The sequence below is a fragment of the Pseudomonas sp. PDM27 genome (genome assembly GCF_019219205.1).
GTDB lineage: Bacteria > Pseudomonadota > Gammaproteobacteria > Pseudomonadales > Pseudomonadaceae > Aquipseudomonas > Aquipseudomonas laurylsulfatiphila.
The window spans coordinates 186,630-210,454 of sequence record NZ_JAHUWF010000003.1 but is presented as its reverse complement, the minus strand read 5'-3'; the positions used below and the strand labels follow the sequence as shown (position 1 = coordinate 210,454).

General features: G+C 60.4%; 22 protein-coding genes. 13 read left to right on the top strand and 9 right to left on the bottom strand.

Features of this window, described 5'->3' with window-relative positions; genetic code table 11:
- Positions 1 to 15 precede the first annotated feature (15 nt).
- Positions 16 to 399, top strand: coding sequence for an MAPEG family protein (locus KW838_RS08770; RefSeq protein WP_102699930.1), 384 nt, complete (start codon positions 16 to 18; stop codon positions 397 to 399).
- A 142-nt stretch (positions 400 to 541) separates the two neighbouring features.
- On the opposite strand, the gene KW838_RS08765 is transcribed toward KW838_RS08770, so the two are convergent.
- The gene (locus tag KW838_RS08765) at positions 542 to 1,726 is read right to left on the bottom strand and encodes a murein transglycosylase A (RefSeq protein ID WP_218500907.1); all 1,185 of its coding nucleotides are present in this window, start codon (positions 1,724 to 1,726) and stop codon (positions 542 to 544) included.
- Between the two features lie 128 nt (positions 1,727 to 1,854).
- On the opposite strand from KW838_RS08765, the gene KW838_RS08760 reads away from it, so the two are divergent.
- Positions 1,855 to 2,304 carry a cytochrome c gene (locus tag KW838_RS08760; protein WP_015097171.1) on the top strand — a complete coding sequence of 150 codons (450 nt, stop codon included), beginning with the start codon at positions 1,855 to 1,857 and terminating at the stop codon, positions 2,302 to 2,304.
- A 130-nt stretch (positions 2,305 to 2,434) separates the two neighbouring features.
- On the opposite strand, the gene KW838_RS08755 is transcribed toward KW838_RS08760, so the two are convergent.
- The 4 genes from KW838_RS08755 to KW838_RS08740 all read right to left on the bottom strand — a co-directional run bounded on the left by KW838_RS08755 (position 2,435) and on the right by KW838_RS08740 (position 7,064).
- The gene (locus KW838_RS08755) at positions 2,435 to 2,830 is read right to left on the bottom strand and encodes a DUF1090 domain-containing protein (protein ID WP_102699240.1); all 396 of its coding nucleotides are present in this window, start codon (positions 2,828 to 2,830) and stop codon (positions 2,435 to 2,437) included.
- A gap of 96 nt (positions 2,831 to 2,926) precedes the next feature.
- Positions 2,927 to 4,606, bottom strand: coding sequence for an NAD-dependent DNA ligase LigB (ligB, locus tag KW838_RS08750; protein WP_218500906.1), 1,680 nt, complete (start codon positions 4,604 to 4,606; stop codon positions 2,927 to 2,929).
- A 253-nt stretch (positions 4,607 to 4,859) separates the two neighbouring features.
- On the bottom strand, positions 4,860 to 6,050 hold the full coding sequence (gene metK, locus KW838_RS08745) for a methionine adenosyltransferase (RefSeq protein WP_007975460.1): 1,191 nt from the start codon (positions 6,048 to 6,050) through the stop codon (positions 4,860 to 4,862).
- A gap of 18 nt (positions 6,051 to 6,068) precedes the next feature.
- Positions 6,069 to 7,064, bottom strand: a complete 996-nt coding sequence (locus tag KW838_RS08740) for a metalloregulator ArsR/SmtB family transcription factor (protein ID WP_102699239.1) — start codon at positions 7,062 to 7,064, stop codon at positions 6,069 to 6,071.
- A 262-nt stretch (positions 7,065 to 7,326) separates the two neighbouring features.
- Between KW838_RS08740 and tkt the strand changes: the two genes are divergently transcribed.
- From tkt to KW838_RS08705, 7 genes are all read left to right on the top strand, one after another.
- On the top strand, positions 7,327 to 9,324 hold the full coding sequence (gene tkt / locus KW838_RS08735) for a transketolase (protein WP_218500905.1): 1,998 nt from the start codon (positions 7,327 to 7,329) through the stop codon (positions 9,322 to 9,324).
- Between the two features lie 151 nt (positions 9,325 to 9,475).
- On the top strand, positions 9,476 to 10,528 hold the full coding sequence (epd, locus tag KW838_RS08730; protein WP_007975463.1) for an erythrose-4-phosphate dehydrogenase: 1,053 nt from the start codon (positions 9,476 to 9,478) through the stop codon (positions 10,526 to 10,528).
- Between the two features lie 12 nt (positions 10,529 to 10,540).
- Entirely contained in the window at positions 10,541 to 11,704 is a 1,164-nt protein-coding gene (locus KW838_RS08725; RefSeq protein WP_102699237.1) for a phosphoglycerate kinase, read from the top strand.
- A 35-nt stretch (positions 11,705 to 11,739) separates the two neighbouring features.
- Entirely contained in the window at positions 11,740 to 11,961 is a 222-nt protein-coding gene (locus tag KW838_RS08720) for a hypothetical protein (RefSeq protein ID WP_102673433.1), read from the top strand.
- A gap of 56 nt (positions 11,962 to 12,017) precedes the next feature.
- A complete protein-coding gene (locus KW838_RS08715; RefSeq protein ID WP_218500904.1) occupies positions 12,018 to 12,359 on the top strand; it encodes an MliC family protein in 342 nt (113 codons plus the stop codon).
- A gap of 259 nt (positions 12,360 to 12,618) precedes the next feature.
- Positions 12,619 to 13,683, top strand: a complete 1,065-nt coding sequence (gene fba / locus KW838_RS08710) for a class II fructose-bisphosphate aldolase (RefSeq protein WP_007975467.1) — start codon at positions 12,619 to 12,621, stop codon at positions 13,681 to 13,683.
- Positions 13,684 to 13,831: 148 nt separating this feature from the next.
- Positions 13,832 to 14,248 (top strand): DUF3757 domain-containing protein, encoded by a 417-nt coding sequence (locus tag KW838_RS08705; RefSeq protein ID WP_218500903.1) that lies wholly within the window; start codon positions 13,832 to 13,834, stop codon positions 14,246 to 14,248.
- A gap of 128 nt (positions 14,249 to 14,376) precedes the next feature.
- Here the strand turns inward: KW838_RS08705 and KW838_RS08700 are convergent, their stop codons facing one another.
- Entirely contained in the window at positions 14,377 to 15,045 is a 669-nt protein-coding gene (locus KW838_RS08700; RefSeq protein ID WP_218500902.1) for a polysaccharide lyase family 7 protein, read from the bottom strand.
- Positions 15,046 to 15,368: 323 nt separating this feature from the next.
- Here KW838_RS08700 and KW838_RS08695 point away from each other — a divergent pair, with 323 nt between their 5' ends.
- From KW838_RS08695 to KW838_RS08685, 3 genes are read left to right on the top strand one after another with little or no spacing between them, the layout of a single operon-like run.
- A complete protein-coding gene (locus KW838_RS08695) occupies positions 15,369 to 17,492 on the top strand; it encodes a bifunctional diguanylate cyclase/phosphodiesterase (protein ID WP_218500901.1) in 2,124 nt (707 codons plus the stop codon).
- Between the two features lie 45 nt (positions 17,493 to 17,537).
- The gene (locus tag KW838_RS08690) at positions 17,538 to 18,026 is read left to right on the top strand and encodes a YgjP-like metallopeptidase domain-containing protein (RefSeq protein ID WP_095964161.1); all 489 of its coding nucleotides are present in this window, start codon (positions 17,538 to 17,540) and stop codon (positions 18,024 to 18,026) included.
- A 37-nt stretch (positions 18,027 to 18,063) separates the two neighbouring features.
- On the top strand, positions 18,064 to 18,360 hold the full coding sequence (locus tag KW838_RS08685) for a helix-turn-helix domain-containing protein (protein ID WP_007894945.1): 297 nt from the start codon (positions 18,064 to 18,066) through the stop codon (positions 18,358 to 18,360).
- Between the two features lie 96 nt (positions 18,361 to 18,456).
- Here the strand turns inward: KW838_RS08685 and KW838_RS08680 are convergent, their stop codons facing one another.
- The gene (locus KW838_RS08680; protein ID WP_102699231.1) at positions 18,457 to 18,909 is read right to left on the bottom strand and encodes a GNAT family N-acetyltransferase; all 453 of its coding nucleotides are present in this window, start codon (positions 18,907 to 18,909) and stop codon (positions 18,457 to 18,459) included.
- Between the two features lie 257 nt (positions 18,910 to 19,166).
- On the opposite strand from KW838_RS08680, the gene KW838_RS08675 reads away from it, so the two are divergent.
- On the top strand, positions 19,167 to 19,904 hold the full coding sequence (locus KW838_RS08675) for an ABC transporter substrate-binding protein (RefSeq protein WP_102699230.1): 738 nt from the start codon (positions 19,167 to 19,169) through the stop codon (positions 19,902 to 19,904).
- A 155-nt stretch (positions 19,905 to 20,059) separates the two neighbouring features.
- Here the strand turns inward: KW838_RS08675 and yccS are convergent, their stop codons facing one another.
- Positions 20,060 to 22,243 (bottom strand): YccS family putative transporter, encoded by a 2,184-nt coding sequence (yccS, locus tag KW838_RS08670; RefSeq protein WP_218500900.1) that lies wholly within the window; start codon positions 22,241 to 22,243, stop codon positions 20,060 to 20,062.
- Positions 22,244 to 22,506: 263 nt separating this feature from the next.
- Entirely contained in the window at positions 22,507 to 23,685 is a 1,179-nt protein-coding gene (locus KW838_RS08665; RefSeq protein ID WP_218501018.1) for an NAD(P)/FAD-dependent oxidoreductase, read from the bottom strand.
- Positions 23,686 to 23,825: the final 140 nt, after the last annotated feature.

Sequence of the window (23,825 nt, the reverse complement as noted above, 5' to 3'; positions counted from 1 at the left end):
AGAAGGGACTGCGTAATGACGGTTGCTCTATGGTGCATTTTGATTGCGATCTTCCTGCCGTATCTGTGCACGGGTGTCGCGAAGGTCAGTGGCGGGTTCCGACTGAAGGACAATCATGATCCACGAGGGTTTCTCGACTCCCTGGAGGGATTGGGCAAGCGGGCAAATGCGGCGCAGCTGAACAGTTTTGAAGTGACGCCGGCGTTTGCAGCCGCGGTGATCGTGGCGCACCTGGCGGGCAACGCCGAATTGGTGACCATCAATGTGTTGTCGGTGTTGTTCATCACCAGCCGCCTGCTTTTCATCATTTTCTATCTGGCGGACCTGGCGGCGCTGCGGTCGTTGATGTGGTTCGTGGGGATGGCGTTGATCGTGAGTTTCTTTGTGGTGTCCGTCTGAGTCTCAGGCGCTAGTCAAGGCCTCTTCGCGAGCAAGCCCGCTCCCACATTTGATCCTCAGTGGACACAGATTCTGTGTTCGACAGTGATCCGGTGTGGGAGCGGGCTTGCTCGCGAAGGCTATTTGTCAGGCGATGCGAGACTCAAGGATTGGTTTTAACCGCATCGGCCACCTGCGGCACTTGCGGCAACGCCGCACCTTTGGGCCAGAGCATCCAGATCTGCCCCTGCTGTTTCATGTCCCCGGCCAGTTGCCCGGCTGCATCGCCCGTGCCCCAGAACAGATCCGCCCGGACTTCGCCGGCAATCGCACCGCCGGTGTCCTGTGCTGCTACGGGGCGAACCAGGGCTGTGCCGTCCGGTCTGGTGGTAGACAGCCACAGCAGGCTGCCAAGCGGAATCACCTTGCGATCCACGGCTGCGCTGTAACCGGCGGTCAACGGTACGTTCAACGAACCGCGCGGCCCTTCGTTGCTGTCCGGGTTACGGGTGAAGAACACATAGCTGGGGTTGCTGCCGAGCAGTTCGGGAATCCGCGACGGATTGGCCTTGGCCCAGGTGCTGATGGCACCCATGGTCACGTCTTCTTTTTTCAACTCGCCCTGTTCCACCAGCCAGCGGCCGATCGGTCGATACGGATGGCCGTTCTGGTCGGCATAGGCGATGCGTAACTGGCGGCCGTTATCGAGCTGGATGCGACCGGAACCCTGGATTTGCAGGAACTGCAGGTTCATCGGATCGGTCAGCCAGGCCACGACCGGTGCATTGACCCCTTTGCTCTCGATGGTGGCCGCATCGTCGTACGGCTTGAGCACGCGACCTTCAAGTCGACCGCGCAGGCGTTTGCCCTTGAGTTCCGGGTAAATGCTGTCGAGGGCGACGATGATCATGTCTTCGGGGACGCCATAGACCGGGACATTGGCCATGCTGGTCTGGGTCAGGCTGCCCGGATAGACCGGCTCGTAGTAACCGGTGATCAAGCCGTTGGGGTTGTCGTTGGCGGCGCGCAGGCCATACACATCGAGGTTCTGCTTGAGAAAGCCGCGAATGTCGCTGGCGGTTTGCGGCACGTTGGCCGCGGCTGCGCAGGTGCCACCCCAGACCGGGTCGGCCTTGAGCCGGGTGCAGGCGCTGCGCCAGGAGCCGAAACCGGCGATCAGGTCGGCGTCGGACACCGCCGGCAGCGCTTCCCATGTAGCGCTGGAGTAAGTGGCCAGGGCATGGGTTTTCGGTTGTTGCTTGTCGCCACCGGTGCAGCCTGCGAGCAGGGCCATCATCGGCAGGGACCAGGCCAGGCTGTGACGCCATGCCTTGAAACGGCTGTTCATGGAGTGATTCCTTTGCCGGTTGCCTGATCGCTCCATGCGTTCAAGCAACCCTTATTGATAATAGGGCTATTGGTCTTTGCCGATGACGCGAGGATACTGGCCGCCGTTTCCCGTGACCTGAAGCCACCATGACTCTTAAAAGACTTTCTGTTGTATTGCTGGCCTGCCTGACATTGTCCGCTTGTGGCGGCGTTGACCCCAACTCGCCGCTCGGTCAACGCAAGGCCATTTTCAAGCAGATGCTCAAGACCGGCGAAGACCTGGGCGGCATGTTGCGCGGGCGGATCCCGTTCGATGGCCCGAAATTCGCCGAGGGCGCGGTGAAGCTCGATGGGTTGTCCCGTGAGCCGTGGCAGCATTTTCCGCAGGCGCGCGAGGAGGATCACACCAGCGCCAAGAGCGATGTCTGGGAGCAGCAGGCACGCTTTCAGGGCATGGCCCGCGATCTTGAGTCCGCCACCGGTGAATTGGTGATCGCCAGCCAGATTCAACCCTACAAGGCCAGCAACCTGGGGCCGGCGGTGCAGAAGGTCGAAGATGCTTGCAGTGCATGTCATAAGGCGTTTCGGGATCATTGAGTGGTGTTGTTCGGTCTGACGCTTTCGCGAGCAGGCTCGCTCCCACAGGTGGTCTCATAACCCTGTGGGAGCGAGCCTGCTCGCGAAGACTGCTTTGGCAACACCGAAATCTTTGTTCCTTAATCTGTACTTACTTATCCAGCTCATCCAGGGCGTCCTGCAATTCCTTGCGGGCATCGGCGAGTTTGTCTTTGCGCGTGTTGATCTTGTCGGGGTCGCCTTTGCTCATGGCCTTGTCGAGGTCCGCCTGACGCTTGCTGACTTCGTGCCTGGCGTCGAGCACCTTGTTTTCCCGTTCCTTCTTCAGCGAGGCGTCGGTGCAGTTGGCTTCGACTTCGCTCAGGGCTTTTTCCAGGCCGGCCTGCTGGTCGGCGTTGCCGTGGACCTTGGCCAATTCGATCTGGTTGACGATACCTTGCTTCTTGGCGGCGCAACCGGACAGCCCCGGCGCTTCCTCGTCCGCCATCAACGGGGTGGCCAGCATGCTGCACAGGGCCAGGAGGGCGAGCGGTGAAAGAAATTTCATAAAAGCTCCATGTAAGAAGGCCAGCGGGCCGGTGTGGCAATGGCTTGTTGGAGCCCAGCGGTCCCCAGGGGTTCCCGGTGGGTACGGGGCCGGCAGCTAAAAGCCGTCAATCCCCGTTTCACGTAACGTTTCACTCAAGGCCAGGACCTGCGGGTCGCGGAAAAAAGCGTTCAGTTGCGCCGCGCGTCCCGGCCCGATACCGGCCTCGGCCTGCCATTGCTCGATGTCTCGCTGCGCCAGCGTCTGCCATGAATCGCCGAGAGGCGCCGGACCTGTCGGCGGCAATCCCAGGGCTTTCAGCCAGTGCGCGAACGGGCGTTGCCGGGCCCGGTTGAAGCTGTCTGCAAGGCGAGTCGCACCGCGTTCGCCGAAACCGTCAATGGTAGCAAGCTCTTGGGCATCAAGGGTCAACCAATCCAGCAGACCGTTCAGGCGACCTGTTGCAAGAAGTTTTTCCCACGTGCCCGGACCGACATAGGGCAGCGCCAGACCCTGTTTGCCGCTGAGCCAGGTCAGGCGTGCGAGAAATTGGCCCTCACAACCCGGAGTTGGCTGCCAGCAACTCAATGAATGAAAGTCCGCTGCCGTCGGCACGTTCAGTTCGACGCGCTCGCTGCTGCGCAACACGACGTCATCGAGCCTGGGAATGGTCAGCCCGGCCAGGCTGATGGCGACCTGATCGCCCGGACGTATGTCCATTGCCCGCCAGCGTTGCAGCGAGCTGACGCTGACGTGTTTGATTTGCCGGTCATCGAGCATCACCGGGGTCAGTTCAAGTACCGGAGTGATCCGCCCGGTCCGGCCGATTTTGAAATGAACCTGGCGGACTTCGGCCAGTGCCTGGGCGAAGGGATATTTCCAGGCGATGGCCCAGTAGGGTGGCCGGACTTGCCAGCGTTCGGCGGCCGGGCGCTGGTTCTGGCGCAGGACGATGCCGTCGCTGGCAAAGGGCAGGGAGGCGCGATACCAGTGTTCGCGCCAGCGTTCGGCATCGAAGACGGAGGCGATTGGCTGGCTGTAGGCTGTGGTATTCGGGAAGCCCAGCGCCGTCAGTACTTCTGCCCGGGCAAGTGTGCCTGTCGGCCCTAGGGGCCAGTCCCAGACAAACAGGTCGATGCCGGCGGCCTGTTCGGCGCTCAGGACCTTGCGCGCCATCAGGCCCGCCACCGTGGCGCGAGCGTTGAGGCTACCGGCCCGGGCCTGCACATGATCGGTCAGGCGCCAATACAGTTCGCCTTGTACGAGCAAATCCCGAGGCTGGGATAGCTGCTGCGGGATGGCCGGAATCTGTCGTGCCGGAGCCGTCCAGTCCTGACCGCTCTCGCCGTCGCCGCGGCTGATGGCCTGAGCCAACTGACCATTACGGTAAACCAGGGTCACCGCCACCCCGTCGATTTTAGGCTGGGCCCAGACGTCCACCCGGTCACTCAGCCATTTTTCGACGGAAGGCCGATCATGAAGTTTGCCCAGGCCGGTATGGACGATGGGGTGGGGCAGCGCGCCGCGCGCAGTGCGCAAGGGGTCTGCGGGTGGGTTCAGGTTGAAGCAGTGGAGCCATTGGGTGAGTCGCGCGCGGGACTGGTCGTAGAGTTCATCGGCGACCAGTGAATGTCCCTGACGGTGATAGCTGTCGTCCCATAAGTCGATTTGATGTTGCAGTTTGTTGACTTCCTTCAGGGCGCGTTCGGATGGCCAGTCCGGGCACTCGGTGGCACTGGCATTCAGGCAGGCAAGGGTCAGTAGGGCGGCGAAAAACAGGCGCAGGTCGGGAAGCATCTTGAGCGTCCTTGCTCGGTGAGGTGTGTGAAGGCTAGGTCAGTATCTGTTGGCGCAGCGAGGGGGTGTTTTGCCGGGTATTTCCGGTGTCTGTGCTGGCCTCTTCGCGAGCAGGCTCGCTCCCACAGGGTTATGAGTTAGTCATGTGGGAGCGAGCCTGCTCGCGAAGGCCGCGACGCGGTCTCAAGCGAAAGCCAATAAAAAGCCCCGCAGGGCGCGAACCGTGCGGGGCTTCGGGTGTTGCGGGGAAGTCTTACAGGCCGGCGGCAGAACGCAGGGCGTCGGCGCGGTCGGTTTTTTCCCAGGTGAACGTGGTGAAGGTGTCGTCACCAACGGTCTTGGTTGCCGGGGTGCGACCGAAGTGGCCGTACGCAGCGGTTTCCTGGTACATCGGGTGCAGCAGGTCGAGCATGGTGGTGATCGCGTATGGACGCAGGTCGAATACTTCGCGAACCAGTTTGACGATCTTGTCGTCGCTGATCTTGCCGGTGCCGAAGGTGTTCAACGAGATCGAAGTCGGTTGAGCAACACCGATCGCGTAGGAAACCTGGATCTCGCAACGCTCGGCCAGGCCGGCGGCAACGATGTTCTTGGCCACGTAACGACCGGCGTAGGCCGCCGAACGGTCAACCTTCGATGGATCTTTACCGGAGAACGCGCCACCGCCGTGACGGGCCATGCCGCCGTAGCTGTCGACGATGATCTTGCGACCGGTCAGGCCGCAGTCACCCACCGGGCCGCCAATGATGAACTGGCCGGTCGGGTTGATGTGGAACTGGGTGTCCTTGCTCAGCAGTTCGGCAGGCAGCACGTGCTTGACGATCAACTCCATCACGCCTTCGCGCAGGTCGTTGTACGACACTTCCGGGTTGTGCTGGGTCGACAGGACGACCGCGTCGATACCGACAACCTTGCCGTTTTCGTAGCGGCAGGTCACTTGCGACTTGGCATCCGGACGCAGCCAAGGCAGCAGGCCGGATTTGCGGGCTTCAGCCTGGCGCTGCACCAGCTGGTGCGAGAAGGTGATAGGCGCTGGCATCAGCACGTCGGTTTCGTTGCTGGCGTAGCCGAACATCAGGCCTTGGTCGCCAGCGCCCTGATCTTCAGGCTTGGCACGGTCGACGCCCTGGTTGATGTCAGGGGACTGCTTGCCGATGATGTTCATCACGCCGCAGGTCGCGCCGTCGAAGCCGACGTCGGAGCTGGTGTAGCCGATGTCGGTGATCACGTCACGAACGATCTGCTCCAGGTCAACCCAGGCCGAAGTGGTGACTTCGCCGGCGATGATGGCCACGCCCGTTTTCACCAGAGTCTCGCACGCCACACGGGCGAACTTGTCTTCAGCAATGATGGCGTCCAGCACCGCATCAGAAATCTGGTCGGCGATTTTGTCCGGATGCCCTTCAGACACGGACTCGGAGGTGAAAAGGGAGTATTCGCTCATCTCGATGTTTTCCTGAAATTACCGATGGTGAGTGTCGCCAGCCGGTCGCTGAAAGTGGCGAACCTGGATCTGGAAACCATTACGTAAGCCTACATAGAGGCTTTCCCCGGGAACGAGTCCCGCAGCGGTGGCCCAACGGGCCAGATCGTCCTGTTCAAACCCCAGCCAGAGATCACCGCAGGCCTCCTTGGCCCAACTCTGGTTGTGGCTACATAACTCTGTCACCAACAGGCTACCGCCTGGTTGCAGCAAGTGGGCCATGTGCTTGAGCGCATCGGCCGGCGCGGCAAAATGATGCAGCACCATGTTCAGTACCACGCAATCGGCCTTGAGGCTGACGCCGTTCAATGCATCGGCCAATTGCAGGCTGACGTTAGTCAGCTTGTCGCGTTCGCAGACCTGGCGCGCCAGTTCGAGCATCGCGGTGCTGTTGTCCAGTGCCGTGACCTGCGAGAAGCGGCGCGCCAGTTCCGGCAGGAATGCGCCATCGCCGGGGCCGACTTCAATGGCCGTGGCGTCTTTGCCCAGGCTCAACTTGTCGAGCAGGGCCACCACGCTTTCGCGGTACTGCGGCAGGCCGGCGATCAAGTCTTGCTGGGCGCGAAACTTCTCCGCTACCCGTGAGAAAAAGTCCTGGCTGGCGGCTGCTCGTTGCCCGTGGACCTGGGCGATGCGCGCCTGCACATCGGCCGGCAGCGTCAGGTTGTCCACTTCTTCGAGCAGGGCTGCGTGCAATTTGCCGCCCAGCAGTTCGGTGTGGGGCAGGGCACGACGGTAAAAAATCGCATTGCCTTCGCGGCGCGTTGCCACCAGGCCGGCCTGGGCCAGTACCTTGAGGTGGTGGCTCATGCCTGACTGGCCGATGCCGAAGATCTGCGCCAGTTCCAGCACGCCAAACGAATCGTTGGCCAGTGCGCGCAAAACATTCAACCGCAGAGGATCGCCGCCAGCCTTGCACAAGGCCGCCAGCTCATCGCAATCATCATGTTGAATGGAGGGCACGCGTAAATTCATAAGGCCGGCAGTCTAGTCACGGGTCGAAGGCATCGCAAGAGCAATATCAAAAAGTTTTGATATTGCTCGATAGATGGCACTTCTTGACGTTAGCTTCAGTCAACAAACGAACAGCGGAAAGGTTTCATCAGGCGAATACGTCGTTATCCATTGGAAAAACGCCTTCAGATGACTATCTGTCATTGCCCCGAGGCGGCCCGGTGAGGGAAAATGCTCGCCTTTTTTCCGTTTCGTTTTATTCAAGTCCCCCAGGAGAACAGCGATGCCTAGCCGTCGTGAGCGTGCCAACGCCATTCGTGCCCTCAGCATGGATGCCGTGCAAAAAGCCAACAGCGGCCATCCCGGTGCCCCAATGGGTATGGCGGATATCGCCGAGGTACTTTGGCGCGACTACCTCAAGCACAACCCGAGCAATCCATCGTTCGCCGACCGTGACCGCTTCGTGCTGTCCAACGGCCATGGCTCGATGCTGATCTACTCGCTGCTGCACCTGACCGGCTACGACCTGTCGATCGATGACCTCAAGCAGTTCCGTCAACTGCACAGCCGCACCCCGGGCCACCCGGAACTCGGCTACACCCCGGGCGTGGAAACCACCACCGGTCCACTGGGCCAGGGCCTGGCCAACGCCGTGGGTTTTGCCCTGGCTGAAAAAGTCATGGCGGCGCAGTTCAACCGTCCTGGCCACAACATCGTCGACCACCACACCTATGTGTTCCTGGGTGATGGCTGCATGATGGAAGGCATTTCCCACGAAGTCGCTTCCCTGGCCGGTACCCTGGGCCTGGGCAAGCTGATCGCCTTCTACGATGACAACGGCATCTCCATCGATGGCGAAGTCGAAGGCTGGTTCACCGACGACACGCCGAAGCGTTTCGAATCCTACAACTGGCAAGTGATCCGCAACGTCGACGGTCACGATCCGGAAGAGATCAAGACCGCGATCGACACGGCACGCAAAAGCGCGCAGCCAACCCTGATCTGCTGCAAGACCACCATCGGCTTCGGTTCGCCGAACAAGCAAGGCAAGGAAGACTGCCACGGCGCCCCGCTGGGTGACGCGGAAATCGCCCTGACCCGTGCGGCACTGAAGTGGAACCACGGCCCGTTCGAAATCCCGGCCGATATCTACGCCGAGTGGGACGCCAAGGAAGCAGGTAAGGCCGTCGAAGCCGAGTGGGACCAGCGTTTCGCTGCCTACTCCGCTGCCTTCCCGACTGAAGCCAACGAACTGGTGCGTCGCCTGAGCGGTGACCTGCCAGCTGACTTCAGCGAAAAAGCCGCGGCCTACATCGCCGAAGTGGCTGCCAAGGGCGAAACCATCGCCAGCCGTAAAGCCAGCCAGAATGCGCTGAACGCATTTGGCCCGCTGCTGCCCGAGTTCCTCGGCGGTTCGGCTGACCTGGCCGGTTCCAACCTGACCCTGTGGAAAGGTTGCAAAGGCGTTACCGCCGAAGACGCCAGCGGCAACTACATGTACTACGGCGTGCGCGAGTTCGGCATGACCGCGATCATGAACGGCGTTGCCCTGCACGGCGGCCTGGTGCCTTACGGCGCGACCTTCCTGATGTTCATGGAATATGCCCGCAACGCAGTGCGCATGTCGGCCCTGATGAAGCAGCGTGTGATCCACGTCTACACCCACGACTCCATCGGTCTGGGCGAAGACGGCCCGACTCACCAGCCAATCGAACAACTGGCCAGCCTGCGCTGCACGCCGAACCTCGACACCTGGCGTCCAGCCGACGCCGTTGAGTCGGCGGTGTGCTGGAAGTACGCGCTGGAGCGCAAGGACGGTCCTTCGGCCCTGATCTTCTCGCGCCAGAATCTGCAGCACCAAACCCGCAATGCGATTCAGATCGAAGAGATCGCGCGTGGCGGTTACGTGTTGAAGGACTGCGCGGGCGAGCCTGAGCTGATCCTGATCGCTACCGGTTCGGAAGTCGGCCTGGCTGTTCAAGCCTTCGACAAACTGACCGAGCAGGGCCGCAAGGTGCGCGTGGTTTCCATGCCGTGCACCAGCGTGTTCGATGCCCAGGACGCCGGCTACAAGCAATCGGTCCTGCCGTTGCAGGTCAGTGCACGTATTGCCATCGAGGCTTCCCATGCGGACTACTGGTACAAGTACGTGGGCCTGGAAGGCCGCGTGATCGGCATGACCACCTACGGCGAGTCGGCGCCTGCGTCGGCCTTGTTCGAAGAGTTCGGCTTCACCCTGGAAAACATCCTGGGTCAGGCTGAAGAACTGCTGGAAGACTAAATCCGGAAATCGGGTTGTCTGAACTGACGCTATCGCGAGCAAGCTCGCTCCCACATGGACGGTGTATACCCTGTGGGAGCGAGCTTGCTCGCGATGACAATGGAACATTCAACGCTGCACTAACGGATTCACCACGGTAATCGAGAACCCCATGCCTCAACCGCGTCCCTACAAAGTTGCACTCAACGGCTACGGCCGGATTGGTCGTTGCGTCTTGCGTGCGTTGTTCGAGCGAGGCGACAAGGCCGGGTTTGAAATTGTCGCGATCAACGATCTGGCGGACATGGCCAGCATCGAATACCTGACACGCTTCGACTCCACCCATGGCCGGTTCCCCGGCGAAGTGAAAGTCGACGGCGATTGTCTGCATATTAATGGCGACTGCGTGAAGGTCCTGCGCAGTGCCACCCCCGAAGGCATCGATTGGGCATCCCTGGGCATCGATCTGGTGCTGGAGTGCTCCGGCGCTTACCACACTCGCGAAGACGGCCAGCGTTTCCTCGACGCCGGCGCCCCGCGTGTGCTGTTTTCCCAGCCGATGGCCAGCGAGACCGATGTCGACGCGACCATCGTCTACGGCGTGAACCAGGATTGCCTGACCGGCGATGAACTGCTGGTGTCCAACGCGTCCTGCACGACCAACTGCGGCGTGCCGCTGTTGCGCCTGCTGAATCAGGCCATTGGCCTGGATTACGTGTCGATCACCACCATTCACTCGGCGATGAACGATCAGCCGGTCATCGATGCCTATCACCACGAAGACCTGCGCCGCACCCGTTCGGCGTTCCAGTCGGTGATTCCGGTGTCCACCGGTCTGGCGCGTGGTATCGAACGCCTGTTGCCGGAACTTGCCGGACGAATTCAGGCCAAAGCCGTGCGGGTGCCGACGGTCAACGTGTCCTGCCTCGATATCACGATGCAGACCGCCACCGCGACCGACGCCACCGAGGTCAACCGGATCCTGCGCGAAGCCGCCACCAGCGGCCCGCTCAAAGGCCTGCTGGCTTACACCGAGTTACCCCACGCAAGCTGTGATTTCAACCATGACCCACATTCGGCGATCGTCGATGCCAGTCAGACCCGCGTTTCCGGCCCACGGCTGGTGAACATCCTGGCCTGGTTCGACAACGAATGGGGTTTTGCCAACCGAATGCTGGACGTTGCAGAACACTATCTGCAAACAGCAACTTCAAAAAAACCGTAGGAAGTGCGACCCATGACCGTGTTGAAGATGTCCGACCTCGATCTGCAAGGTAAGCGCGTATTGATCCGCGAAGACCTCAACGTCCCAGTCAAGGACGGTGTTGTCACCAGCGATGCGCGTATCCTGGCCTCGCTGCCGACCATCAAGCTGGCCCTGGAAAAAGGCGCGGCCGTGATGGTCTGCTCGCACCTTGGCCGTCCGACCGAAGGCGAGTTCTCGGCCGAGAACAGCCTCAAGCCGGTTGCCGACTACCTGAGCCGTGCCCTGGGCCGTGAAGTGCCGCTGGTGGCCGATTACCTGGGCGGTGTTGACGTCAAGGCCGGCGACATCGTGCTGTTCGAAAACGTGCGCTTCAACAAAGGCGAGAAAAAGAACGCCGACGAACTGGCCAAGCAATACGCCGCCCTGTGCGACGTGTTCGTGATGGATGCCTTCGGCACCGCTCACCGTGCCGAGGGTTCGACCCACGGCGTGGCCAAGTTCGCCAAAGTCGCCGCTGCCGGCCCGCTGCTGGCCGCTGAACTGGACGCACTGGGCAAAGCCCTGGGCGCCCCGGCCCAGCCGATGGCGGCCATCGTCGCCGGCTCCAAGGTGTCGACCAAACTCGACGTGCTGAACAGCCTGAGTCAGATCTGCGATCAGTTGATCGTCGGCGGCGGCATTGCCAACACCTTCCTGGCCGCTGCCGGTCACCCGGTCGGCAAGTCGCTGTACGAGCCGGACCTGCTCGACACCGCTCGCGCCATCGCCGCCAAAGTCAGCGTGCCGCTGCCAGTGGACGTAGTGGTTGCCAAGGAATTCGCGGAAAGCGCCGCTGCGACCGTCAAGCTGATCGCTGACGTCGCTGCCGACGACATGATCCTGGACATCGGCCCGCAGACCGCGGCGAACTTCGCCGAACTGCTGAAATCGTCCAAGACCATCCTGTGGAATGGTCCGGTCGGTGTGTTCGAATTCGACCAGTTCGGCAATGGCACCAAAGTGCTGGCCCAGGCCATCGCAGACAGCGCGGCGTTCTCCATTGCTGGCGGTGGCGACACCCTGGCTGCTATCGACAAATATGGCGTGGCCGAGCAGATCTCCTACATTTCTACCGGTGGCGGCGCGTTCCTCGAGTTCGTCGAAGGCAAGGTGCTGCCAGCCGTTGAAGTCCTGGAAAGCCGGGCCAAGGCCTGAGGGTCGCCCGTTTGACCAGGCAAGGGAGTGTTGACATGGTCAAGACGTTAGCGCTGTTGATCGTCGCAAGTTCGCTGGTGGCGTGCGGGAGTAACCCGAAGGCCACTGCGGAACCGGCGCCGTCCGAGTCGGACAAGGGCTGCTACCAGGCTGACTGGCAGGCCGAAACCAACCCGGTGCTCAACAAGCGTTCCGGGCCGGAAGGCCTGGACAAATACGAGACCCGGACGCCCGCCAAGGAACATGGCTGCCCTTGACGGGTCTGACTCATTACTCAGGGCTGGCAGCGTGCGCCGCCAGTCGAGGGACACGGATGAAAGGTTTTATCGCCGTTACGGCGCTGGCGCTGTTGGCCGGTTGTGCTCAGATGGATCAGTTGAACCCGTTCCAGTCGTCCGCGCCTGTGGATAACTGGACCACCTGGACCTGCGACAGCCAGGCCAAAGTGCTGTGGCGCTACACCGACGACAGCCTTAGGGAAGTCGACGTGCGCCTGGGCGGTGCCGATCAGGTCTACCGCTTGAAGCAGGAACCGGGTGCATCGGGTTCGCTGTACAGCAATGACATGCTGGCGTTTCACATAAAAGGTGAGGAAGGCCTGGTTTACTGGGTCGCCACCAATGATTTGATCGGCCGTGGCTGTAAAGCGCAATAAACGGACTACGCCGTACCTGTAGGAGCGAGCCTGCTCGCGATGGTCGTTAACGATAACGCGGGGCACCTGAATGCCCGCGCTGTCTGGGCCACCATCGCGAGCAGGCTCGCTCCCACAGGGTTCCGGGGAAGTTCTTGAGATTTTCGCAACACCGAATTCGCAGCCCGGGCCAACCCCCGATCTGCAATAACTTGAATAGCCGCCGCCGCTACGGCAGGCTGGCACGATTAACGACCCTCAACCGGGAGAGACACACACAATGGCACTTATCAGCATGCGCCAGATGCTGGACCACGCAGCCGAGTTCGGCTACGGCGTTCCAGCCTTCAACGTCAACAACCTTGAGCAGATGCGCGCCATCATGGAAGCCGCTGACAAGACTGACTCCCCGGTGATCGTCCAGGCTTCGGCCGGTGCTCGCAAATACGCCGGTGCACCGTTCCTGCGTCACCTGATCCTGGCGGCAATCGAAGAATTCCCGCACATCCCGGTGTGCATGCACCAGGACCACGGCACCAGCCCTGACGTCTGCCAGCGCTCCATCCAGCTGGGCTTCAGCTCGGTGATGATGGACGGTTCCCTGGGCGAAGACGGCAAGACCCCGACCGACTACGACTACAACGTGCGCGTCACCCAACAGACCGTGGCCATGGCTCACGCCTGCGGCGTTTCGGTAGAGGGCGAGCTGGGTTGCCTGGGTTCGCTGGAAACCGGCATGGCCGGTGAAGAAGATGGCATCGGCGCCGAAGGCGTTCTGGATCACAGCCAGATGCTGACCGACCCGGAAGAAGCCGCTGACTTCGTAAAACGCACTCAGGTTGATGCCCTGGCCATTGCCATCGGCACCAGCCACGGCGCCTACAAGTTCACCAAGCCGCCTACCGGCGACGTGCTGGCGATCGACCGCATCAAGGAAATCCACAAGCGCATTCCGAACACTCACCTGGTGATGCACGGTTCGTCTTCGGTTCCGCAAGAGTGGCTGGCGATCATCAACCAGTACGGCGGCGACATCAAGGAAACCTACGGCGTACCGGTTGAAGAAATCGTCGAAGGCATCAAGCACGGCGTGCGCAAGGTCAACATCGACACCGACCTGCGCCTGGCATCCACTGGCGCCATGCGTCGCCTGATGGCCACCAACCCGAGCGAATTCGACCCGCGTAAATTCTTCGGCGCCACCGTCACCGCCATGCGCGACGTGTGCATCGCTCGCTACGAAGCTTTCGGTACCGCCGGCAACGCTTCGAAGATCAAGCCGATCTCCCTGGAAGGCATGTATCAGCGTTACCTGAAAGGTGAGTTGAACGCCAAGGTCAACTAAGACCATCAGCGTTTCAGTCGCATGAAAAACCCGCAGAAATGCGGGTTTTTTTATTGAAGTTCAGGCGGGCCTGTTATTTCGAATAGTAGGCGACGGTTTTTATAATCTGCAGTATCTGACTTCAATCAATTGTTGGAGTTGGAAAATCATGAAACAAGTATTCAAAAAAATGACTGTCGCCGGGCTGTTTAGTTTGTTTGCCTTCGCCGGTACCAGCTATGCCGCTGAATCATGCCCCACCGTGAACAGCATTACGGCTACACCGATCAGCGAAACCCGCGGATTCAACTATGCAGCCAATTCTATTCGTGGCGGCTGGAAGGGTGAAAATCCTCGAGCAACCGAGTCGTACCTGGATAAAGTCGAGTTCACCTCGGCGGCGATCAGGCAAACCACTGATAATGGCAACACCGTCTACTTTGTCGCTTGTGACTATGAAGGCGAGGGCCCGGCGGGCGTGCGGATGTCGCAGCGCTTTGCAACACCTGCCAAACCTGTAGGTCCTGCATGGAAGGACGAGTACTGCACGGCTGGTTTGAGCGAGTGCTCGTTCAAATTTGATTAAGTCGTTTTTTATCACACAACTAATAGCCTTATATTTAAGGCTGTTAGTTGTGCTAAGTGTTTCGGGCTTATTGGAGAGTTTAATTCTCGGCTGGGTGTCACGCTACCGCGCGTCCTTAAATGAAGTCGCTATTTGTTGTGATCGATGTCCAGTTTGCTGAACGTCACCTTGCCGCCTTCGCTGGTGTACCCGGTGTTGTCCTGCACATAGACCCCGGCCTTGAAGTACAGCGGCTTGTTGCGCCAGGTTGTGCTGATTTGCGTATCCCACTGATAACCTGCCGCGCTGATGCCCAAGGCCCCGCCGGGGCTGAGGTGGATGAGGTAGTTGAACTCCTGGTCGAGTTTCACCCCCGTCGCAACAATGATCACCCGGCCTGTATCGTCATCGGGATGCATCCGGACCTTGGCGACGATATTGCCGGTGGCCGTACTGGTTTTGTATTGGTACTCGACCTTCACCAGAGGTTTCTGGCTTTGATAGGCATGGATCTGGCCGATAACGACTTTGCCGGAGCTCGGCACCTGGTTCACTGCCAGCGTGGCATACAGCAAATTGTCGGCTTCCGGGTAATACCAGTTTTTCAACGTGCCGTTGCTGTAGGTTTCACGTAATTCGGTGCGCGGATAAATCGCGTTTTCGGTACGGGAACCGGTCACGGGCGTCCAGAAAAATAATGTGCCGGTATCGGAATGGAAGTATTGATCCTTGAAGCCATCCACCAGTTTGGCGGTTTCGACGGTGTACGGCGGGCTGCCAACGGGAACGCTGAGGTTCCAGGTTGCGAGATCGATCATGTCGGTTCTTCCACTGGGTTCATGCTGCACGGACGTGCCAGAAGCTCTAGGCCGCGCCTTTTGGGCGGCCTTTATAAGCGTAGCGGGGGATTTTGTTAATGCTTGCCTGACGGGTGGTTGACGTCAACATCCTGTCGAAATGCCATCTTTTCCGGTTTTCATCGGACTGAACATTCGACCGTTAGTCGGTAAAAAGACACAATGATTAAATGATGGCTCACTGATACCTTCTGCTTTTGCAGAACGGGGTCTAGAGTGAAGGCACAGTATTTGTCCGGTTTTCACGAGAAACCGGCCTGACACCCCGCAATTAGAGAAGCAGCATGGAATGCGCGCAACCCACGCCAGTAGAAGGCGGCTCAACCCTTTTAGTCGTAGACGATTACCCTGAAAACCTGATCAGCATGCGCGCGTTGTTACAGCGCCAGGGCTGGCGGGTCATTACCGCCACCTCGGGTTTCGAGGCTCTCGGCCTGTTGCTTGAACACGATATCGACCTGGTGCTGCTGGACGTGCAGATGCCGGGCATGGACGGTTATGAAGTGGCGCGCCTGATGCGCGGTAGCCAGCGGACCCGCCTCACGCCGATCATTTTCCTGACCGCCAATGAACAGTCCCAGGACGCGGTGATCAAGGGCTATGCCAGCGGTGCGGTGGATTACCTGTTCAAGCCGTTCGACCCGCAGATCTTCACGCCCAAGGTCCAGGCATTGCTCGAACACCAGCGCAACCGCCGGGCCTTGCAGCGCTTGAGTCATGATCTTGAATCCGCCCGGGCCTTTAATGCGTCGGTGCTGGATAACGCGGCCGAAGGCATCCTGGTATTGGGGGAGGACGGTCTGATCGGTTTTGCCAATCCGGCGATGTCGCGGCTGCTCAATGCCCCGGTGCAGGAACTGCAAGGCAAGGAATTTCTGGACTATCTGCAAAAACCCCATGTCCCGGTCTGGGCCGATTCCGAGTTTTTCACGGGCTACAAACGTGGCGAAACCTTGCGCCTGCACGATGCTCTGCTGCGTACGACGCGCGGCCAGCAGGTGCCGGTGGCCTTGTCCTGTGCGCCTTTGCCTGCCGAGCAACATGCAATGGTAGTGACCGTGCTGGACATGTCGGTGGTGCGCCATCTGCATCAGCAACTGGAGTTTCAGGCGGTCACCGATCCGCTGACCGGATTGCTCAACCGCCGCGGTTTCTACCAGACCGTAGAGAACCTGCTGTTGCGCGGTGAGCGTTCCGACAGTTCCTGGGTCTTGATGTATCTGGATCTCGACGGCTTCAAGCGCGTCAATGATTCGCTCGGGCACGATGCCGGTGATCGGGTGCTGCGCTGGGTCTCCGAACAGTTGAAGGCGTGCTTGCGGCCCTTCGACATCCTGGCGCGGATGGGCGGCGATGAATTCACCGCGCTGCTGGATCTGGAGTTCCCCGAGCAAGCGGCGAAGATTGCCGAGAAGCTCATCGAGCGCGTGTCGATCTGTCAGCAGGTCGACGGCCTCGATATCGCCCTGGGTGCCAGCATCGGCATTGCTACGTTCCCCGATTGTGGTGCCAATCTCGACGGGATGCTGCGGGCGGCCGACATCGCCATGTACGAAGCCAAGCGTGCCGGGCGTCAGCAATATCGCTTCTACGATCACGAAATGAACGGCCGGGCGCGCTCGCGGCTGATGCTGGAAGACAGTGTGCGCACGGCCATCGAGAACCGGGATTTCAACCTGGTGTATCAGCCTCAGGTTGCGATTGCGGACGGTCGGATTCGTGGTTTCGAGGCCTTGCTGCGCTGGCAGCATCCAAGCGTTGGCGACGTGCCGCCGGGGCTGTTTTTGCCATTGCTGGAAGAGGCGCGGCTGATCAGTCGTCTGGGCAGCTGGATCTACCACCGCAGCGCCGGGCAGCGTAAAGCCTGGGAAACCCTGTTCACCGAGGATCTGGTGCTCGGCGTCAGCTTGAGCAGTACACAGTTCGGCATGCCCAATCTGGCCACCGAACTGCGCCAGGTGCTGGAGCGCCATGGCTTGCAACCGCGTCATCTGGAGGTCGAGATCACGGAAGAGGCCTTGATGCATCACCCCGAGGAAACCCGCAAGCAGTTACGCCTGTTGCACAATCTGGGCGTACGAGTGGCATTGGATGACTTTGGGGCCGGCCCGTGCTCCCTGTCGCACCTGCGTGACCTGGAGCTGGACACCCTCAAGCTCGACCGCCATTTGATAGCCCGGTTGCCGGACTCGGTACGGGATGCGGCGCTAGTGCGCAGTGTGATCGACCTGTGCAAACAGTTCGGGGTGCTGGTGATTGCCGAAGGGGTGGAAACCGTCGCGCAGTATGAATGGTTGCGGGCCAACGGCTGCGAATATGTGCAAGGCTTTCTGGTGGCCCGGCCGATGATGGCCGAGGACGCCGGGGTCTTTGTCCAGCCGTTTGACTGGAGCGCGCTTCCCTGCTGAATTCGCTACACTGGCGACCTTTCAGTGACCTGTATTGCCGCCCCGATGACCGTGTTGAAATATCTCCAGGCCTATCCCGCCACCTTGCAGGATCAGGTGCGCCAGCTGATCGCCGACGGTCGGCTGGGCGATTACCTGAGCCAGCGTTACCCGCAAAAGCACGGTGTGCAGAGCGACAAGGCGCTGTACACCTATGCCCTGGACCTCAAGCAGGAATACCTGCGTAATGCTCCGGCCATCGACAAGGTGCTGTTCGACAACCGCCTGGACCTGACTCACCGTGCCCTTGGCCTGCACACCACGATCTCCCGGGTGCAAGGCGGCAAGCTCAAGGCCAAGAAGGAAATCCGCATCGCTTCGCTGTTCAAGGAAGCGCCTTGCGAGTTCCTGAAAATGATCGTGGTGCATGAGTTGGCGCACTTCAAGGAATCGGACCACAACAAGGCTTTCTACAAACTGTGCGAGCACATGCTGCCGGGGTATCACCAGGTGGAGTTCGATGTGCGGGTGTACCTGACGTGGCGGGATCTGTAGGAGCTGCCGCAGGCTGCGACCTTTTAAGGAGCATCAGATGGACGTGAGCAAGACCAAAAGCAGCTTCTACCGCCGGTTGTATGTGGCGTACCTGATCGACAGCGGACTGGCCAGCAGCGTCCCGGCGCTTACCGAAGTGACCGGCATGCCCCGGCGCACGGCGCAGGACACCATAGCGGCGTTGGCGGATCTGGATATCGTCTGTGAATTCGAGCAGGAAGAGGGCGCGCGCAACCATGCGGGGCGCTATCGGATTCGCGAGTGGGGTGCGATTGATCGGGGGTGGATCGAGCGTAATCTGCGGCAGATCAAGGCGGTGCTGGAGTATCCCTGAAATCTGTAGTGTCTGAGCCGACGCCTTCGCGGGCAAGCCCGCTCCCACACTGGATTGCGGTCCCCTGTGGGAGCGGGCTTGCTCGCGAAGAGGCCCTCAAGGACGACGCATGCCAATGTGTGGAATGCCATCTTCCACATACTCCTCACCCGCCACGACAAACCCATAGCGCCCGTAATACCCCTGCAAATGCGCCTGGGCCGAAAGGTAGACCGGCAGGCCGGGCCAGTACTTCTCGATCTGTTTCAGCGCCTGGTCCATCAGTTCATGCCCCAGGCCCACCCCGCGCGCCTGCGGGGCAATGATCACCCGCCCGATCACCACGTCGCCGCCCTGCGATTGCGGGTCAAGCAACCGCAGGTAGGCCACCAGCCGGTTACCGTCCCAGGCCATCACGTGGCAGGTGTCGCCATCCAGGTCCTGGCCATCGATATCCTGGTAAACGCATTTCTGCTCGACGACGAACACTTCCGCGCGCAGCTGCAAAATGGCGTACAGCTGCTCCTTGCCCAGGTCACTGTGATGTTTGCAGATCCAATCGACTGTCATGTTTTGATTCCCTGAAAACGTCGTTCCGATACTAAGCGCACTCACGCCAGAAGTCTTTATGGCGGAAGAATCTGTGACAAAGGCCAAAATGCCATCATTCATTTCTCGCGTGGATGTCTTCTTTGTGTAATCTGGATCGAAGCGCTGTGCTATGGCTTCGATGAGCTAATGTTGAGTACCCGGGTATTGCCGGATCAGGGGCCTTGGGGTTTTGGCTGAAAACACGTCGGGCAATCGCCCGCTAAGGATTTTCTAGCATGCCGCGATTGCATCGAGCTTTTGCCTTGATTGGATTGCTGTTGCTGGTTCAGGGAGCGGCGGCAGAAAAACTGCGGTTGGTCGCTGATGCCTGGCCACCCTTTACCGATGCCACGCTCGTCAACGGTGGTCTGGCCACGGACATTGTCAGTACCGCGCTCGCCAGGGCCGGCTATGCCAGTGAGTTTGAACAAGTGCCCTGGGCGCGGGCCTTGATGGGATTGGGTGAGGGCCGATACGACGTGCTGGTCAACGCCTGGTACACCGAGGAGCGTACAAGACTCGGCCAGTTTTCCGGCGAATACCTGCTCAACCGCGTACGCTTTCTCAAGCGTAAAGACGCGCCCATCGAATTCAATAACCTGCAGCAATTGCACACTTATCCGATTGCCATCGTGCGCGGTTACGCCTATTCGCCTGGGTTCGACAATGATGACTCGTTGCAGAAAGTCCCCGTGCACAGCTTCGCCATGGCCGTGCGTATGGTCGCTGCCGACCGGGTCAAACTGACGCTGGAAGATGAGTACGTCGCCCGCTATTACCTGGCCCGCGAGTCACCCAAGGTACGAAACGCCGTGGAATTCCTGCCCAAGGCTTTGAGCGAGAACAGCCTGCATATTCTGGTCAGCCTGAAGAACCCGCAGCATGAGCAGATCGTTGCCGGATTCGACCGGGAGATCGCGGCGATGAAGGCGGACGGGAGTTATGAAAAGTTGATGAAGCAGCATGGGATGTGAGTGGGTTGTGCCAGTTTCTGTACTGTTGCTGATGGCCTCTTCGCGGGCAAGCCCGCTCCCACAGTGGGCGAGGGTGAACACAAATCTTGTGACCATCAGATAACCCTGTGGGAGCGGGCTTGCCCGCGAAGAGGCCGGTACAGCCAGCCTGAATCTCAATCCTCACTCGTATCCTTGATGAGATGCGCCGCCAGTGTCCGCAACGGCCCGAGCTGCCGGCAGATCAATGCCAACTGCGTCTGCACCAGTCGCTGGCCTTCATCGATTTCATCCGGCATCTGTTCCAGTTCATTGGCCAGTGCTTCTTCTTCATCGCTCTGAATTGCAATCGAAGCCTTGCTCGCCAGCCCCTGGGCGATCTCGTCGATGCTGGCAGCCAGTTTCACCCCGGCCCCCTCGATCAACTGTTCACGCACGTCTGCCGGCAGTGGGGTTTCCCGGTGCGCACCCAGGCCCGACAGGTAACTGAGCAGCGTGTGCGACAGCACCAGGAAGCGGAAGCCCACGTCCGCTTCCTTTCGGAAATGCCCCGGCTCCATCAGCATATTGGCCAGCGTGGTCGACAGCGCCGCGTCGGCGTTGTGCGCGTTGCGGCGGGCTAGGCGGTAGGCCAGGTCGTCGCTTTTGCCCGCCGCGTACTGCTGCATGATCTGGCGCAGGTAAATGCTGTTGCAGGCCAGGGTGTTGGCCAGCACTTTGTTCAGGCGCCGGCCTTGCCAGTCCGGCAGGAACAGGAACACCGCCAGCCCGGCGATCAGGCTGCCGAGCAAGGTATCGAACAGCCGTGGCAGGAACAGTCCATAACCGTCACCCACCTGGTTGAAGCAGAACAGCACCATCAGGGTGATTGCCGCCGTCGCCAGGGTGTAGCGGGTGGTGCGGTTGGTAAAGAACACCACCCCGGCAGCAATGGCAAAGCACGACTGGATCAGCGGGTTCGGGAACAGGTCGAACAGCGCCCAGGCCAGCGTCAGGCCGATGGCAGTGCCAATGATCCGTTGACCGAGTTTGCGGCGGGTGGCGCCGTAGTTCGGTTGGCAGACGAACAGCGTCGTGAGGATGATCCAGTAGCCCTGGGACGGGTGGATCAAATGCACCATGGCGTAGCCGATGCTCAACGCCAGGGGCAATCGCAGGGCATGACGGAACAGCAAGGAGGTCGGCGTCAGCTGCGTGCGCAGGCGAACCCACACGTCCTTGAGGTTGCGTGGCGAACGGTCGAGCAAGCTGCTGTCGGTGGCGTCGGCCAGGGCGTCGGGGTTGCTGGCATCGCTGAGCAAGCGGTCGAGGGTGCCGAGGTTGGCCGCCAGTGCCCGCAGCGAACGCAGCAGGCCGCGCCAGGCCGGGTTGCTCTGGATGCGCAGGTGTTCGAGAGAGGCATCCAGATCGCTGAGGGCCTCGGTGAAACTGGCGTCATAGGTGAACGGTTGACGCATTTGGATCGATTCGGCCAGGGCACGGCAGGCTTTGCCTTGCTGACGCAACAGGCGTTGGCAGCGGAACATGACGTCACTGTGGAAAAACGCTTCTGCGAGTGCGTTGTACGGATAGTGTGAAGAGCTGGCGCGTTCGTGGATGTCCTGGGCGAGGAAGTACAGTTTCAGGTAGCGGCTGACCTTCGACCCCGGGCGCCCGTTGCCGACCCGGTGCAGGATGATTTCCTTGGCGGCATTCAGTGCCGCCACCACTCGACCGTTCTGCTGGGCCAGTTCCAGGCGCCGCGCTTCCACGTCCATCTGCCGGATCGGCTCGAACAGTGAAGATTTCAGCTTCAGGTAATAGCCCAGCTCGCGGAACAGCCGCGCCAGGCTCTGCTGCACCGGCTGATTGGAAAACAGTGCCTGCCACAACACCGACAGCAGGCCATACCAGGCGGCACCGGCCACCAGCAGCACCGGCTCGTGCCAGACGTCGGTCACCGCGCCGCCACGCTGGTCCACGCCGATCATGGTGTAGACCGACAGGATCAAGGTTGCCGAAGCAATCGCGCCGTAGCGCTCGCCTAGGGCGCCGAGCATGGTCAGGCAGAACGCGGCCAGGGCGAAAGCGATGATAAACAGCGAGGGGTAGGGGAAGAGCAGTTCGACGGACAGGGCAGCGACAGCGAAACACACCAGTGTCACCGCCAGCGCGTTGAGACGACCCTGCCAGCTGTCATCGGTCTCGGCCAGGGCACTGGCGATAATCCCCAGGAACAACGGGATCAGCAGGCCCATTTCGTCCTGGTACCAACACAGCGCCATGGTGCCGGTCAGGGCAATGAATACCCGCACGCTGTAGCTGAATTTATCCAGCGCCCAAAGGCGCCGCAGAGACTGGCGGAACGAAGTCGATGACATGAAGTGCGAAGGCCTTCCGAGGCAATGACGCTAAATTGAGCCACTAATGACGCCGACGCAATGGCGCCGATCACATCAGACAGCAAAATCTGTTCCTTTGAGCATTGGTGATCTGGGTTGATCACAAGTTTTGTGGCTGGCCTGGAAACCTGTGGGAGCGAGCTTGCTCGCGATGAGGCCATAACATTCAACAGAGATGTTGACTGATAGGCCGCCATCGCGAGCAAGCTCGCTCCCACAGGGGGATTGTGTAGGTTTCTGAATCAGACGTACTGCGCCGCCGCGTAGCCCGAAGCCCAGGCCCACTGGAAGTTGAATCCGCCCAGATGCCCGGTGACATCCAGCACTTCACCGATGAAATACAGGCCCGGGCTTTTCAGCGATTCCATGGTCTTGGACGACACTTCATTGGTGTTGACGCCGCCCAGGGTCACCTCGGCGGTGCGATAACCTTCGGTGCCCGCCGGCACGACTTTCCAGCTCGCCAGTTTCTCGGCGATGTCAGCCAGTTCCGCGTGGGTGTACTGCTTCATCGGTTTGGAGACGAACCAGTTGTCCGCCAGCAGGTTGGCCATCTTCTTGGTGAAGATTTCACCGAGCAGGGTTTTCAGCTCGCTGTTGGGGCGTTCGGCCTGTTGCTGTTGCAGCCAGCCCGGCACGTCGTGATCGGGCATCAGGTTGATCTCGACGGTATCGCCGGACTCCCAGAACGACGAGATCTGCAAGATCGCCGGGCCGCTGAGGCCGCGGTGGGTAAACAGGATGTTCTCGCGGAAGCTCTGGTCGTTGCAGCTCACCAGGCAATCCACCGAGGTACCGGACAACTCGGTGCACAACACCTTGAGCTGATCGGTGATGGTGAATGGCACCAGGCCGGCGCGGGTCGGCAGCAGCTCGTGGCCGAACTGCCTGGCCACCTGGTAACCGAAGCCGGTGGCGCCCAGCGTCGGGATCGACAGACCGCCGGTGGCGATCACCAGGGATTCGCAGGTGATCTGGTCGAGCGTCGTGTCCAGCAGGTAGCCGTTTTCGAGCTTCTCGATGGTCTGGATAGAGGTGTCCAGGTGCAGGCTGACGCCGACCTGGTCGCACTCGTTCAGCAGCATTTCGAGGATGTCGCTGGATTTGTTATCGCAGAACAACTGGCCGAGTTTTTTCTCGTGGTACGGCACGCCGTGCTTGGCCACCATGCCGATGAAATCCCACTGGGTGTAACGAGCCAGGGCGGATTTGCAGAAATGGGCATTCTGCGAGAGAAAATTGCCCGGTTCCGTGTACATGTTGGTGAAATTGCAGCGGCCACCGCCGGACATCAGGATTTTCTTGCCAGCCTTGTTCGCGTGGTCGAGCAGCAGCACCTTGCGCCCGCGCCCGGCGGCGGTCAGCGCACACATCAACCCTGCGGCGCCAGCGCCAATGATCACGACTTCGGTAGAGCGCAAAACGGTGTCCTCTTGATGATTCACCACAAAACAAACCTGTAGGAGCGAGCCTGCTCGCGATGGACGTCAACGATAACGCGGGGTGTCTGATACCCAGCGGTGTTCTGTCGTCCATCGCGAGCAGGCTCGCTCCTACAGGG

What these genes read in the sequence shown, in the direction of transcription:
- KW838_RS08715 (WP_218500904.1), top strand. Translation starts at nt 12,018, where the DNA reads ATGAAAGGTTTTATCGCCGTTACGGCGCTGGCGCTGTTGGCCGGTTGT.
- KW838_RS08695 (WP_218500901.1), top strand. Translation starts at nt 15,369, where the DNA reads ATGGAATGCGCGCAACCCACGCCAGTAGAAGGCGGCTCAACCCTTTTA.
- KW838_RS08705 (WP_218500903.1), top strand. Translation starts at nt 13,832, where the DNA reads ATGAAACAAGTATTCAAAAAAATGACTGTCGCCGGGCTGTTTAGTTTG.
- epd (WP_007975463.1), top strand. Translation starts at nt 9,476, where the DNA reads ATGCCTCAACCGCGTCCCTACAAAGTTGCACTCAACGGCTACGGCCGG.
- KW838_RS08760 (WP_015097171.1), top strand. Translation starts at nt 1,855, where the DNA reads ATGACTCTTAAAAGACTTTCTGTTGTATTGCTGGCCTGCCTGACATTG.
- KW838_RS08755 (WP_102699240.1), bottom strand. Translation starts at nt 2,830, where the DNA reads ATGAAATTTCTTTCACCGCTCGCCCTCCTGGCCCTGTGCAGCATGCTG.
- metK (WP_007975460.1), bottom strand. Translation starts at nt 6,050, where the DNA reads ATGAGCGAATACTCCCTTTTCACCTCCGAGTCCGTGTCTGAAGGGCAT.
- tkt (WP_218500905.1), top strand. Translation starts at nt 7,327, where the DNA reads ATGCCTAGCCGTCGTGAGCGTGCCAACGCCATTCGTGCCCTCAGCATG.
- KW838_RS08770 (WP_102699930.1), top strand. Translation starts at nt 16, where the DNA reads ATGACGGTTGCTCTATGGTGCATTTTGATTGCGATCTTCCTGCCGTAT.
- ligB (WP_218500906.1), bottom strand. Translation starts at nt 4,606, where the DNA reads ATGCTTCCCGACCTGCGCCTGTTTTTCGCCGCCCTACTGACCCTTGCC.
- KW838_RS08720 (WP_102673433.1), top strand. Translation starts at nt 11,740, where the DNA reads ATGGTCAAGACGTTAGCGCTGTTGATCGTCGCAAGTTCGCTGGTGGCG.
- KW838_RS08690 (WP_095964161.1), top strand. Translation starts at nt 17,538, where the DNA reads ATGACCGTGTTGAAATATCTCCAGGCCTATCCCGCCACCTTGCAGGAT.
- yccS (WP_218500900.1), bottom strand. Translation starts at nt 22,243, where the DNA reads ATGTCATCGACTTCGTTCCGCCAGTCTCTGCGGCGCCTTTGGGCGCTG.
- fba (WP_007975467.1), top strand. Translation starts at nt 12,619, where the DNA reads ATGGCACTTATCAGCATGCGCCAGATGCTGGACCACGCAGCCGAGTTC.
- KW838_RS08685 (WP_007894945.1), top strand. Translation starts at nt 18,064, where the DNA reads ATGGACGTGAGCAAGACCAAAAGCAGCTTCTACCGCCGGTTGTATGTG.
- KW838_RS08740 (WP_102699239.1), bottom strand. Translation starts at nt 7,064, where the DNA reads ATGAATTTACGCGTGCCCTCCATTCAACATGATGATTGCGATGAGCTG.
- KW838_RS08700 (WP_218500902.1), bottom strand. Translation starts at nt 15,045, where the DNA reads ATGATCGATCTCGCAACCTGGAACCTCAGCGTTCCCGTTGGCAGCCCG.
- KW838_RS08680 (WP_102699231.1), bottom strand. Translation starts at nt 18,909, where the DNA reads ATGACAGTCGATTGGATCTGCAAACATCACAGTGACCTGGGCAAGGAG.
- KW838_RS08725 (WP_102699237.1), top strand. Translation starts at nt 10,541, where the DNA reads ATGACCGTGTTGAAGATGTCCGACCTCGATCTGCAAGGTAAGCGCGTA.
- KW838_RS08765 (WP_218500907.1), bottom strand. Translation starts at nt 1,726, where the DNA reads ATGAACAGCCGTTTCAAGGCATGGCGTCACAGCCTGGCCTGGTCCCTG.
- KW838_RS08675 (WP_102699230.1), top strand. Translation starts at nt 19,167, where the DNA reads ATGCCGCGATTGCATCGAGCTTTTGCCTTGATTGGATTGCTGTTGCTG.